The sequence below is a fragment of the Paenibacillus sp. YSY-4.3 genome, assembly GCF_054767475.1.
Genome location: NZ_BAABMC010000003.1, coordinates 435974 through 448731 on the forward strand (window position 1 = coordinate 435974; position 12758 = coordinate 448731).

Consider the following 12758-nt stretch of genomic DNA (forward strand, 5'->3'; position numbering starts at 1 on the left):
TAAAATTTAAAATGAAACGGAGGAGTGCATAATGAGTACTACGCCAACGTCAAACAAAGAGCTGGCTACTTTTGCCGGCGGCTGCTTCTGGTGCATGGTTTCGCCCTTTGAGGAGCTGCCCGGCATTTACGGCATCGTCTCCGGCTATACGGGCGGCCATACGGCAAATCCTACCTATGAAGAAGTATGCTCTAATCGTACCGGGCATTATGAGGCGGTGCAAATTACTTTTGATCCCTCTGTGTTTCCATACCGGAAGCTGCTGGAGCTGTTCTGGCAGCAGATCGACCCGACCGATGAAGGCGGTCAGTTCCATGACCGGGGAGATTCGTATCGGACCGCGATTTTCTATCATACGGAGGAGCAGCGCGAGGAAGCCGAGGCGTCCAAGCTGGCGCTGGAGCAAAGCGGGAGATTCACAAGCCCAATCGTGACGGCTGTTCTGCCGACTGCGCCGTTCTATCCTGCAGAAGACTACCATCAGCAATACCATAAGAAAAACCCTGCCCATTACCGAAGATACCGCAAAGGCTCGGGACGAGAGGACTTCATCGAGCACCATTGGTCCGGCCCGGCCGACAAGGAGGAGCTGCAGCGGCGCCTGACCCCGGTTCAATATGAGGTTACGCAAAACAACGGCACAGAAAGACCGTTTACCGGCGAATATTGGGATAACGAAGCTGATGGCATCTATGTCGACATCGTGTCCGGCGAGCCGCTGTTCAGCTCCAAGGATAAATATGATGCCGGCTGCGGCTGGCCGAGCTTCACGCGCCCTTTGCGATCATACAGCATCAAGGAAAAGCTGGATAGCACCCACTTCATGATTCGCACTGAAGTCCGCAGTCGCGAAGGCGACTCGCACCTGGGCCACGTATTCGACGACGGGCCGGAACCGACCGGGCTGCGCTACTGCATCAACTCAGCGGCGCTGCGCTTCATCCCTAAGGGGGAGCTGGAGCAGGAGGGCTATGGAGAGTACCTCTATCTGTTCGAGGAGCCCCAGCACGATGAATAATTTGCCGCGTTAGCGTACACCTGGATCAGGGTAATGATTATATGAATACTACCTTTTACAAGGAGGAATTCATCCATGCCTTGGAACAAACAGGATTACCCGGTATCTATGAAAAAACTGGACACTCGCGTACGCAACAAAGCGATTGAAATTGCTAATGCCCTGCTTGAGGAAGGCTATGAGGAAGGCAGAGCCATCGCGATCGGCACGGCCAAAGCGCATGAGTGGGACGAAAACCACCCAAAGCATCATAACGAATAAACAATGCAGCCGTAAACGGCAAAAAACAGCTCAGGCCATTAGGCCCGGGCTGTTTTCTCTTTGATTGCATATGGCACACGGAGAACCGCGGTATCTTGCTTCCCGCAACTTACGGTCCAGGTGATCGTCTTGCCGGCGATCAGCACGGCCATGATTGTGAATACCGTTTCCGTAATTGGTAAATATATCAAAGAAATGCCTAGAACCAAGGCATCCATCAGAATGAAGACCGTACCGATCTTCAGGCCGGATCGTTCACTGATCATGAGGGACAGTATATCGTCCCCGCCAGTGGCTCCGCCTACCCGCAGCACGACGCCCGCGCCGATTCCCGTGAATACGCCCGACAACAGCGCAGCGATCGGCAAGTTGTCCTGCAAATTCAAAATAAACGGCGAGAACCGCTCGCACAGCTCATAAAATGCCGAGAATGCCAGTGATGCAAATAACGTATTCGCAATAAACTTGCGTCCTTTTAAAAACACGGCAGCGATCAATACCGGAATATCCAGCATGATCATGCTCAAAGCCGGCGGTAAATCGAACAAATACTTGCCCAGCAGCGCCAGGCCCACGAATCCGCCCTCGGCTAAACCGTTCTGAAAATTAATATGATAATACGTGAAAGCCAACAAAAACGTACCCAGCAACAGCATTGTTACCTGCAAGCTCAGGGCTTGCCAGTCTACTCTTTTCCCCATTTCCAATCCCTCTTATCGTAGTTTGGTCAACCTTGCGGCCACACCCTACGAAGAAGGTTGGTGAGGAGTTCATCCTTCGCATCATTCCACGCTTCCTTCGTAGGGTGCTTAAATCACCGACGACACTACGAAAAGAAGCTAAGTGTAAGAGAGATCACAACGTTTCCAAATCGTCCTTAGGGATTTCGTCCTTCGGGAACCCATGGTATCCTGATCCTTTCTTTTTTTGGTTTGTATCTATCTTTATTATAACACAGCGGCAATGATGACTAAACAGCTTGCCTCAGAAATAATTATTTCGTCCCTCCTTTGTGTGACCAATTTCATTGCAATTTCCGCCTTGTTCACATTTTAGGAATTTTTCCTGTGACGACAATCACCTTTTTGGCATGAAGGCGGTTTTATACTGGTTAAGAAATGCGAAATCACAATTCAATTGGAAAGAAGGTACTGTTATGCTTGATTCACGAACAATTGAAATCATTAAATCCACGGTTCCCGTGCTAGAGGTGCACGGAGAAACGATAACCCGTACATTTTACGAAACGATGTTCAAAAACCACCCCGAGCTGCTGAATGTATTCAACCACGCCAACCAACGCCAGGGCAAACAGCCGACAGCGCTGGCCAATGCGGTCTACGCCGCCGCCGCAAATATCGACGCTCTAGAGCGAATTCTGCCGGTCGTCCACGGCATCGCCCAGAAGCATCGTGCGCTGGGCATTCTTCCCGAGCATTATCCGATCGTAGGGGAAAACCTGCTAGCTGCGATCAAAACCGTGTTGGGCGAAGCGGCTACCGATGAAATTATCGAGGCGTGGGGCAAAGCTTACGGGGTCATTGCGGATGTCTTTATTAGCGTGGAGGCGGGCATGTACGAGCAAACCGAGCAGCAGCCCGGAGGATGGAGAGGCTTTCGCCGTTTCATCGTCGACCGCAAGGTGCAGGAAACCGCGGAAGTAGCTTCCTTCTATCTCCTGCCAGAGGACGGCAACGCAATTGCTTCATATGAACCGGGTCAGTACATTACGGTAAGAGTTAAGCCGGAAGGCCAGGAGTTCACGCATCTTCGCCATTACAGCTTGTCCACAGCCCCGGGAGCCAGCTACTACCGGATTACGGTCAAACGGGAAGACGCAGGCGGCAATCGGCCGGCAGGCATCGTGTCCACCTATCTGCATGAGCGCGTTCAGGAAGGCGACATTATCGCGCTCAGCGCGCCTGCAGGCGATTTCACGCTGAATCAGAACCTCAATACGCCCGTCACACTAATCGGCGGGGGCGTAGGTTTGACGCCGCTGGTTAGTATGCTGGAGACGCTGCTGCAGCATTCCGAACGCGACATCGTCTATATTCATGCCGCTCGCAGCAAAGAGCACCATATCATGAAGGAACATGTGGCCAAGCTTGCCGCCAATTCTTCCCGTTTAAAATGCTACACGGTTTATGAATCGGCTGCGGACAGTGAAAGATGCGATAAAAGCGGCTATATCGATGCTTCGTGGCTCTCGCAGGTTGCACCCCTGGAATCCGACTTCTATTTCTGCGGGCCGGTGCCGTTCATGCGAGCGATCAATCAAGCTTTGCACGGCTTGAACGTGCCTGAAGCGAATATTCATTACGAATTTTTCGGCCCTGCCGGCAGCCTGTAAGCGCAAGGAAGCTCTAACCCTGAGGTGCCCGGGCTAAGTCCGCCCGGCGGCAGCCTATGCGTGCTGCCCGCGCAGCAGACGGTTGACCGTTTCTCGCCTGATCCCGATCAACTGGCCGATCTCTTCCTGGGTCAAATAGTCGGTAAGGGGAACACCGTTTGCATGGTGGCTAAGCCACTTCTGCAGCAGCTCCAACCGTTCGCCGGGGGTGCCTACTGTAAGATGGTCGAGACGCTCCTGCATAAAGCGGACCTTCTCCTGAAGCAGCCGGGCGACTTCCAGCGGCTTCTGCGGGTTCTCTTCGAGCTCGCGGTACCATTCCTGGGCCGAAATGATCTCTATTTCGCTGCGTATGAGAGCTATTGCCGTGCCATGCGTCTCCTTAGGGGAGATCAGGGAGTGGTGCGGCACCGTCTCGCCGGGATATAAGATGTTGAACAGAACCATATTGCCGTTCTCGTGCAGCCGCGTTACCTTGAACAGGCCGCTCTTAATATGGTAGAGATATTTTCCTTCATCGCCCTGGCGAAATAAAATCTCCCCTTTATGCAGAATCATCGATATCGCTCCATTCGTTGGTTTAGACTCTCGTAGCAAATATTATAGCAAAAAACACGTCCAAGCGTGTCGTTCCTGTTCCTGACCCCATACAACAAGCCCAGCGCCTATACAGGCACTGGGCTTGTTGTACTTCCATCATGATGATTATGGGGAGGCATCGTCTACGGACGCACCGTCCGCTTTTTGCGCAACCTTTGTCTCCTGTTTATCCCGCCAGGATTCGTAACTGTGCATGGCGACGCCTTTAAACGAAGAATGCTTGCCGACCAGCGACACCAATTTGTCCAGCTCCTGCGTCACCGTTGCTAATGGCCGTTCGTAGAAGGATACGCCTGGCCCCTCCTCGCTCTTCGTAAGCTCGACGCCTACCCAGACCTGCTTGTTCCGCTCATCCGCTTCCTCCAGCGTCGTCCGCGACACCTCATAAATGGCTTCCGCTTCATCCCGGTAGGCCATGATCGCCACATAATCGAACTTATCAACCATCCACTGCCGCAAATCGCGGCCTTCTCCGAGCTCTTCGTGCTCGATGCCATCGAGCCAGAAGGGAACCGCAGCCCCGATTTTGAGCTGATCGCGCTGCGCGCGTTCCACCCATATTCGTGCGCTCTCCATCCATTGTTCGACCATGAAATCCTGCTTGGTTCCCCAGCTCTTCAGCAAGTAAGGCTCAACGTCGAATTGCACCCCTGCAAAGCGCTCTTCAGGCTTGGATTGGTCATTGTATTGCTTGACCCAATCGAGAAAGCGTGCCGCTTCCTTGCGCTGCTCGCGCAAAGCCCATTCCGGATGCCCACTTAAGGCATGAACCTCCAGCTCGGCCTTGGTCGCAGCCGCCACAAACCGCCGGTACGAAGCTTCCCTTACCTCGTTTCCGATTTGTAAAAATACAGTCGTTACGCCATTCTCCTTGGCGAATTCAATAATATCCTGCGTATGGTTCTCCACAAGCTGGGCGTCCCAAAGCCAAGTCGCCTTCGCTTCCGGGACGGAAGGACGGAGTAGAACAACAAACAAGCCAGCAAGTAGGACGACTGATCCTGATGCCAATACCATGATGAGCCCTCTATACCGTTTAAATAACGATTTGATATTCATCTCCGCCTCCACTCCTGTTTTATTCAGGCTAAACCCGTTTTTCTATTTTTTCTGTTATAAGGCAATCTCTTCTCTTACCCTACGATCAGCGCTTCCGCCTGCTCATCCACATGCTGGACGGAATGACCGATCTTATACACGTGAGGCAGCTTGAACTCCTTGAATGCATTGCGCGTATCCACAATCGGAACGCCAAGCGAGGCGATGGCGTTGTAATCGAGATCCGAGTGATTCGTCACTAGGACCATGCAGTCATAGGATTTGAACTTTTCAAGGTCATACTCTACGCTATGAACGGTGACACCGGCTTTGTCCTTGAAGCTCGTGGCGAACGGATCATAGTACTCCACGGCTGCGCCGCTGTCCTTATACAACTCATATACTTCAAGACCCGGCGACTCCCGGAGATCGGCGATATCCGGTTTATAAGCCATGCCGAGAATAAGGATGTTCGACTTTTTAATAGATTTCGCATACTCATTCAAAATTTTCGAGGTTTTGTTCACTACGTAATAAGGCATATTATCGTTCGTCGATTGAGCTAGTTCAATGAACTGGCTGTAGAAACGGAATCCTTTCGCCTTCCATGACAGGTACATCGGATCAAGCGGAATGCAATGTCCGCCGATCCCCGGCCCCGGGTAGAACGGCATGAAGCCGAATGGCTTCGTCTTCGCAGCATCGATAACTTCCCAGACATCGATGCCCATCCGGTCGCACATCATTGCCATTTCGTTAACGAAGGCAATATTCACACTGCGGAATGTATTTTCGAGCAGCTTGGACATTTCAGCTACCTTTGGCGACGATACGGGAACGACCGTCTCGACATACCGGCTGTATACGGCTACGCCAAGCGCAAGGCATGCCTCTGTCGTTCCACCGATGACTTTCGGCGTATTGAATGTATTGAATTTCGCATTGGACGGGTCTACTCGTTCCGGTGAGAAGCAGAGGAAGAAATCCTCTCCGACCACATACCCGAGGCTCTCGAGCTCGCGTTGGATCAGTTCCTCCGTCGTGCCTGGGTATGTCGTGCTTTCCAGTGTAATCAGAATGCCTTTTTTCATATAACGTTTAATGTTTTCCACTACAGTCACGATGTAGGAAGTGTCTGGATCTTGATTTTCGCTAAGCGGAGTCGGCACGCAAATGCTGATCGCATCGACGTCCCGCAGGGCTGCATAATCGGAAGTTGGCTGGAACCTTCCCGTCTGCACGACTTCGCTGAGCATCGTGGAGGAGATATCGTGAATATAAGATTCCCCGCGGTAAATCTTGTCGATCTTTCTGGAATCCAGATCAATACCCACGACCTTGAATCCTTGCTTGACCATTTCCACGGCCAGCGGAAGGCCGACATATCCAAGGCCCACGACGCACAGCACGGCATCTTTTGACTCAATAGCTTCCAATAAATCACGGTATTGTTTATTCACAGGTTTCAACCTCCATATTATCTAGTGAGTTGTTTTTTTCTATATTTAGTGAATGCAGCGCCGAATCCGCGCATCCAATTCGACTGGCGAGAAGGGCTTGGTGATGTAATCATCTACGCCGCTTTGGAAGCATAGACTGATCGTTTGCTCTACGCGCTGTTCGGTCAGAACGACAATTTTCGGCGTATTTTTAACGTTGAGCTGCTGGATATGGTGAATATAAGGCAGACCGTCGATCCCATACAGATTCAGCTCAGTCAGGATCAGGTCCGGATTCCAGCTCTCGATAAGCTCCAGTGCAGAAATCCCGTTGTCCGTCACGGTTGTGTCATAGCCCTGCATCTGCAGCCTGATTTGCAAAAACTCGCGAACCGCAGGATCGCCTTCGACGATCAGGATACGGCTTTGCGATGAGCGAAACTCTTGTCTAGTAAAAATGTGGATGTCTCCGGAAGGGCTCAGCTTCGCGGACTCCTCCATTTGCTTCAGTACCTGCTCGCTCAGCTCGCCTTGCTCGGGAAAGCTCGACAAGGTCATATGCAGATCCAAGTCCCCGACTATTTCCTGAATCCGCTGCTTCAACAGCAAACCTTGAAAATGTACGGCATCAAGCGGCTGCCCAGGCAGCAGAACAGCATAACTTCCAGGCTCGTTTCCGCTCCAGAGCTCAAAGGCTACGCCGGGCTGGGTTTCTAAAATTCCGCGGATTTGCGTTTCCAAATAGGATGGGGCATTGGCGGAATAGATGAACAGAACCCCGTTGGCCTCTTGGACAGATTCCATGACATGCTGCTCGATCGTTGAATATAAACTGGATTGCTTGACTACGGTTTGCAATGCTGCCGTATTCGGCATCTGAATTCCCGCCTTTCTTTGGATTAGGATAGTTTAGCCCTTTCCGGGCTGCTGCTGTTGGCTATCAACTCCCTTCCCGGACTACTCGTCTAAACAAGCCTTGAAACCTTAAGCGCTCTTGGCCGCTTTGCTTTCTTCCTTCCAGCTTGTCCGGGTCATCGTTCCCCATGAATTGTTATTGCGCATAAATTGAATATGGCCTTGAATCCGCCATAGTCCGCCAAGCTGGGCATAACCAAAGAACTTCAAAGCGGAGAATAGCAGCAAGCGGGCCAGATCGGACAGCTTTGTAAATCGCTTGAAGGCGAGTTCCTCCAGGAACAAGGCACCGATGCTAAGCAAATAACCGCTCAAAATATTGATGAGCCCGAACACGACGAGAATTTTCCAGTTCGTCATATCCATGATCGTATAACCGACCAGCGCAAGCAGCCCCGTAATTTTGAAATACGGATTGAGCGCTTCGAAAATAATGTTGTAGGGCATCGTCAGCAGCCCCATCACCTTGTATTTCGGGTTAAAGGCCATATCGTAATTCTCGATCATATTCTTCAGGTTACCGCGTCCCCAGCGCTTCCGTTGATTGGACAAAATGCGGTAAGTATCCGGCGCTTGCGTCCAGCACACCGCTTCCGGACAAAAGGCAACACGGTATTTCAGTTTGTTCTCCAGCATGTAGCGATGCAGCTTGATGATGATATTCATGTCCTCGCCGGGATAGCCTCCACGGTATCCCCCTACGGCGATGACATAATCCTTGCGGAACATCCCGAACGCCCCGGACACGATAATCAGCCCGTTGATGGAACTCCAGCCGATGCGTCCACCCAGGAACGCCTTCAAATATTCGACGGCCTGGAACATCGGCCACATTTTTCGCGGCAGCGATACGTGCTTGACCGCCCCGTTCTCGATCACACAGCCGTTGGCAATCCGAACGTCCCCGCCGATCGCTACCGTCTCTTCCGGGTTCTCCATGTACATCCGGGCCATACGGATCAAGGCGTCCTTCTCCAGCAGAGAGTCGGCGTCGATGGACGAGATGAGCGGATAGTGGGACAGATTGATGCCCGCATTCAGAGAATCCGCCTTCCCGCCGTTCGGCTTATCGATTACATACAGATGCGGATACTGAGGATTGTAATAAACAGCTTTAATCGGCTGGCAATCGATCGAGTTCCGCATTTCCGGATTTGGCAGCGGCTCGAGGCCGAATTCCTCCCGCAATACTCCCAGCGTGTTATCGCTGGAGCCGTCGTTGATGACGATCACTTCATAGGTCGGATAATTCAAGGTCAGCAAGCAGTTCACATTCTCAATGACCGTAAGCTCCTCGTTGAAGGCTGGTACGAGCAAGGATACGGAAGGCACCAGCTCCGAGCCGGAAAGCGTGTTGTATTTCGAATAAGCCGACCTGCGGAATATCGTCATGATGTTTCGGAATGAAAAAGCCATAATCGTAAAATAAATCGTATTTACCGTCATTACATAGTAAATAGCAAACAGCCCGTAAATCAGCAAAATGTCTCTAAGCAGTGTAATCGCCTCCGACCGCCGCGACTTGACGAATCGGTCTTCGCTCGGCAACGCCGAAATACCGTTCGTACAGCAGCTTTTTTTTGTTATAGGCGACCATTTGGTCGAGTTTTTGATGCTCATTATCCTGCAGCATCGCTCTTTCGATGTGGTATAGCGCCGTCTCCCGCTCTACGCCGGAGCCGTTCATCGCGATTTGACAGAGAACCTCGAAGCCCGTTTCTCCCAGCTTGGCCAGGCTTTCGGCACTGTTGTTCCGCACCCACCAGTTCGCATCCTTTAGCGCATTACGCAGAAGCGGTATGCTGCCGGCAGCGTGCAGGGAACCGAGGGATTTCGCCACGGCCGCGCGTACCTCCCAGTCCTTGTCGGCCATCAGCTTTTTGATGGTGTCATCCTTAAGCACCGGGTTGGAGCTTAAATAGAGCTTGACGGCCTCGGCGCGGACATCCGTCTGCTCGGCGCCAACCAAGCGATCCAGGGAAGGAACGACCTCCGGAATCGCCTGCCCCCACATCGCGACGAGAGCCACCTTCACGAGATCCGGGTTCTCATCGTCCAGCAACTTCAGCAGCAAGCGGCTGGCATCAAGCCGGGTCTCCATCACGATATCGGCTGCCATATTGTGGATCGGCTTGCCGTGGCGAAGCAGGTGCTGCAGCATTTCCTTCAGCTGCTCCTCGTTCTCCGCGCTTTTGGCCACGGCCCGGGCAACGACGATCGTAAGCGGAGTATAGCGCTCGCTCTTCATCATCGTCAGCAGCCGGGGGACGGCCTCGGCTGCGCGCATTCCACCAAGCCGGTAAGCCGAGGCAATCCGCCGACCGTAGAACAAGCTGTCCAGCAGCTTGATATCCTTGCGAACAAAGCCAGCGTCATGGCAGAACTTAACGAGCTTCTCCCGATACTCGCCCTTGAACTGCTCGATCCAGCCGATGAATTTCTCCTGGATGACCCGGCCTTCGAGCTCCTTAAGCTTGCCCGGAGGCAACGGGAGCTCCGCAGGGCTGTTCAAATGGGATTGAATGAATTTGAAGTAATCCTGATGTTTCTGCAAGTACTGCTGACTTTTTTTCACTTTATGCAAATGATTGAATTTCAAGGCGAATAATGTCACGATTCCAATCCCGATCAGTCCCAGGCAGAAGTAAATAAAATAGATAGCCAAGGTAAGATGCGTATACATAAAGAACATTCCTCCTTCTATATACCAAGCACCGGACTATTCAGGTTGATGTTCCGGCAAGCTTTCGTAAAACTTTTTCAGCGCATAGTAGCCGGATTTTAAATTCTCGGTGTAATTCACGGTTTCCCAAGGCGACCAAGTGTATTTCGGCTGCTCCGCAAGATTGACAGGCCCGTCTTTGCCCGGCCCGAATACTTCCTGGCTCTTGCGATCTTTGACCCAAGGCACGAAAGTGATTCCGTCAGTCTGCGCCGTCGTAAACGAACGGTCCTTCTTGAGCGGTCCATAATCAATGACCTGAAGGGAGCTAGGATCTGCGAAGCCAAGCAGCATCCATGGGATGCGGAGCTCTACTTCGCGGCCGCTGTATTGCCATGAAGTCAGTGAATTGAAATTCTCATCCTTTCGATCCGAAGTTCCCCGCATGAGACTGCCGACCGTCATATCCTGAAACGGCTGGCTGAACCTCGTATCCGGCGGAGACATCGTTAAGCTGACGGCCAGCCTCCATGGCTGGAACTCTACCTTTTCCTTCTCCGTCGGATCGTCGAGCATCCAATGGCCGTACCGTCCATAAAGGCGGCGATGGAAATCATAGCTCGGCGCCGTCCTTACCTCGGTCTCGTCATCCTGTCCGATGATAACCATATTTTCCAGCCCGTCGCTCAGCTTAATGCCGGGCAGCTCGGTAACCGGCTCGTCCCCTCCGGGCTGCGTACTTGTCCCCAGATAGATTTGCCGGGCTTTTGGATCAAAATTCTCGCTTAACGTAAGCCCTACGTACACGTATGCCTCGTCATGCGTCACGCGGAATCGTTCAATGCCGGGAGCAGGCTTGTCCCACGACTTTACCTCTCCTTCCGGCAATGCGTCCCAGTCGCTCAGCTTGCCGTCGATGATGATGTCCTCCTCTTTGCCCGGACCCATGGCGACGATGCCGAACAGCTTCTCGTTCGTCAGGACATTCAGCCAATAAGAGCGCCGATCCTCGGGAACTTCGAAGCGCATCGTATTCCACGTCTTCTTGAACCACTCATCCTGCCACATGAACAATATGGCGCCGGAATAGCCTTCGTCATAAATGTCTTTGGTCAGGGACACGTCGATTTCGCCCTTTTCGTCATCGCTATGCCCGCCTTGATTCCGTCCGCCGGGACCGATATGCGATACGCCCACAGACGCAGGTACGCCGTACTCCGTAACCATGATCGGAATATCCTTGTAATGTGCCTTTAACTGCCGCAAGTAAGCCTTATACGTATTGAACCCGCCGTTACCGTCCGGGATTGTCTCCAGCGTCTTGTCGAGATGGAAAAAATCCGGATAGTACGGATAAACGTGATAGGCTGCGAAGTACCCGGCCTCCCAATCGACCGGCTCTACGTGCGTCGCATCCACGCTGGCCAAGTCCTCTTCAAACAAGGGCTCTCCGGGATGCTCAAGCACGTCCGTCGTGACCCAGTTCGTGAAGGTCATCGGATGCTGCCAGCCGTAAGCGGACTCCAGCTCAGCCGTTTGATCGACCAGCTCGGCGAGCCAGCTCTCGAACGGGCTGGCCTCATCCAGCGCCGAGAAACGTTTGCCCCGGTAACGCTCCATAGAAGCATATTGCGTATTCGTGTTGTCGACCATTTCGGGGTCCCATTCCGTACCGATATGCCAGGCCATCAAATAACGCCCTGCGTTCGCTTTGTACTTTCCTCCCGAAGCTCCCGGCTGCACGGATATTTTTAAATCTCCGTACACCGCTTTTACCGCTTTTTCAATTTCTTTATGGAATGCTTCTTTGATTCCGGGGTTGTATGCATCCTTAAGCTCGATCAATTGTTCCTCAGGCGACCAAATGCCTTGAATGAAGTACAGCGGATCGTCTCCTTTTTCTCTGTTGTATTTAACTAAGGACGTATAAAACACCGGATTGTGTACGGTATAGATACGAATTACGTTGGCGCCCATATCGTCAATTTGTTTGAACCAGCGCAGGTAATCCTCTTCAGTGATCGGGAATTCTCCTGGAAAATGACCAGGAACCGTAGCTCCCAAGTTGACGCCTTTCACGAAAATCTCCTGCCACTTTCCCTCACCCTTGTACTCCATGAATCGGTCTCCGGAAGTTTGGAATTTGATTTTTGCACCGTCAGAGGTTTTGAACGTCGCAAGAGATGGAGGCAGATTCAGAATGATGAGGTAAATCCCACCGGCGATCAAAATACCGCCGAGTACGAGTAATATAATTAATCTCTTTCGCGCTAACGTTGTCATCGGGTTGCTCTTGTCACCTCGCTATTTTTTTGTATGCAGGCGATTTTACCAGTACGGTCCCCTCGCACCTCCACTCCTCACGTATTACCTCTATCATTAACCAAGTACTCTAATAAAGTAACTAGGCTAATAGAAGTGTTTTCCATTTGGGCCCTTTCCTGCATAATAGAAGCCTTTTAGCTCATGCTT

At 52.0% G+C, this 12758-nt stretch carries 11 protein-coding genes; 3 read left to right on the forward strand and 8 right to left on the reverse strand.

The window, feature by feature from the left end; all coding sequences use genetic code 11:
- Positions 1 to 31 precede the first annotated feature (31 nt).
- Positions 32 to 1018 carry a peptide-methionine (R)-S-oxide reductase MsrB gene (gene msrB / locus ACYUJT_RS12810; protein WP_460322550.1) on the forward strand — a complete coding sequence of 329 codons (987 nt, stop codon included), beginning with the start codon at positions 32 to 34 and terminating at the stop codon, positions 1016 to 1018.
- Positions 1019 to 1093: 75 nt separating this feature from the next.
- Positions 1094 to 1279: a DUF2188 domain-containing protein gene (locus ACYUJT_RS12815; RefSeq protein WP_460322552.1), complete on the forward strand. Its 186-nt coding sequence runs from the start codon at positions 1094 to 1096 to the stop codon at positions 1277 to 1279.
- A gap of 38 nt (positions 1280 to 1317) precedes the next feature.
- On the opposite strand, the gene ACYUJT_RS12820 is transcribed toward ACYUJT_RS12815, so the two are convergent.
- Positions 1318 to 1980, reverse strand: a complete 663-nt coding sequence (locus tag ACYUJT_RS12820; protein ID WP_460322555.1) for a YitT family protein — start codon at positions 1978 to 1980, stop codon at positions 1318 to 1320.
- 455 nt (positions 1981 to 2435) lie between these two features.
- Between ACYUJT_RS12820 and hmpA the strand changes: the two genes are divergently transcribed.
- Positions 2436 to 3632: an NO-inducible flavohemoprotein gene (hmpA, locus tag ACYUJT_RS12825; RefSeq protein WP_460322557.1), complete on the forward strand. Its 1197-nt coding sequence runs from the start codon at positions 2436 to 2438 to the stop codon at positions 3630 to 3632.
- Positions 3633 to 3686: 54 nt separating this feature from the next.
- Here the strand turns inward: hmpA and ACYUJT_RS12830 are convergent, their stop codons facing one another.
- The 7 genes from ACYUJT_RS12830 to ACYUJT_RS12860 all read right to left on the reverse strand — a co-directional run bounded on the left by ACYUJT_RS12830 (position 3687) and on the right by ACYUJT_RS12860 (position 12569).
- Complete coding sequence (locus tag ACYUJT_RS12830; RefSeq protein WP_460322560.1) at positions 3687 to 4190, reverse strand: Crp/Fnr family transcriptional regulator; 504 nt, start codon at positions 4188 to 4190, stop codon at positions 3687 to 3689.
- A 147-nt stretch (positions 4191 to 4337) separates the two neighbouring features.
- Positions 4338 to 5291: a hypothetical protein gene (locus ACYUJT_RS12835; protein WP_460322562.1), complete on the reverse strand. Its 954-nt coding sequence runs from the start codon at positions 5289 to 5291 to the stop codon at positions 4338 to 4340.
- Between the two features lie 74 nt (positions 5292 to 5365).
- Complete coding sequence (locus tag ACYUJT_RS12840) at positions 5366 to 6730, reverse strand: nucleotide sugar dehydrogenase (RefSeq protein ID WP_460322564.1); 1365 nt, start codon at positions 6728 to 6730, stop codon at positions 5366 to 5368.
- 45 nt (positions 6731 to 6775) lie between these two features.
- The gene (locus ACYUJT_RS12845; protein WP_460322567.1) at positions 6776 to 7585 is read right to left on the reverse strand and encodes a response regulator transcription factor; all 810 of its coding nucleotides are present in this window, start codon (positions 7583 to 7585) and stop codon (positions 6776 to 6778) included.
- Between the two features lie 108 nt (positions 7586 to 7693).
- A complete protein-coding gene (locus ACYUJT_RS12850) occupies positions 7694 to 9070 on the reverse strand; it encodes a glycosyltransferase family 2 protein (protein ID WP_460323307.1) in 1377 nt (458 codons plus the stop codon).
- A gap of 43 nt (positions 9071 to 9113) precedes the next feature.
- On the reverse strand, positions 9114 to 10307 hold the full coding sequence (locus tag ACYUJT_RS12855; protein ID WP_460322569.1) for a HEAT repeat domain-containing protein: 1194 nt from the start codon (positions 10305 to 10307) through the stop codon (positions 9114 to 9116).
- 36 nt (positions 10308 to 10343) lie between these two features.
- Positions 10344 to 12569, reverse strand: a complete 2226-nt coding sequence (locus ACYUJT_RS12860; protein WP_460322571.1) for a hypothetical protein — start codon at positions 12567 to 12569, stop codon at positions 10344 to 10346.
- Between the last annotated feature and the right edge of the window lie 189 nt (positions 12570 to 12758).

What these genes read in the sequence shown, in the direction of transcription:
- ACYUJT_RS12855 (WP_460322569.1), bottom strand. Translation starts at nt 10,307, where the DNA reads ATGTATACGCATCTTACCTTGGCTATCTATTTTATTTACTTCTGCCTG.
- ACYUJT_RS12835 (WP_460322562.1), bottom strand. Translation starts at nt 5,291, where the DNA reads ATGAATATCAAATCGTTATTTAAACGGTATAGAGGGCTCATCATGGTA.
- ACYUJT_RS12850 (WP_460323307.1), bottom strand. Translation starts at nt 9,070, where the DNA reads ATGACGGTAAATACGATTTATTTTACGATTATGGCTTTTTCATTCCGA.
- ACYUJT_RS12820 (WP_460322555.1), bottom strand. Translation starts at nt 1,980, where the DNA reads ATGGGGAAAAGAGTAGACTGGCAAGCCCTGAGCTTGCAGGTAACAATG.
- ACYUJT_RS12845 (WP_460322567.1), bottom strand. Translation starts at nt 7,585, where the DNA reads ATGCCGAATACGGCAGCATTGCAAACCGTAGTCAAGCAATCCAGTTTA.
- ACYUJT_RS12860 (WP_460322571.1), bottom strand. Translation starts at nt 12,569, where the DNA reads ATGACAACGTTAGCGCGAAAGAGATTAATTATATTACTCGTACTCGGC.
- ACYUJT_RS12815 (WP_460322552.1), top strand. Translation starts at nt 1,094, where the DNA reads ATGCCTTGGAACAAACAGGATTACCCGGTATCTATGAAAAAACTGGAC.
- msrB (WP_460322550.1), top strand. Translation starts at nt 32, where the DNA reads ATGAGTACTACGCCAACGTCAAACAAAGAGCTGGCTACTTTTGCCGGC.
- hmpA (WP_460322557.1), top strand. Translation starts at nt 2,436, where the DNA reads ATGCTTGATTCACGAACAATTGAAATCATTAAATCCACGGTTCCCGTG.
- ACYUJT_RS12830 (WP_460322560.1), bottom strand. Translation starts at nt 4,190, where the DNA reads ATGATTCTGCATAAAGGGGAGATTTTATTTCGCCAGGGCGATGAAGGA.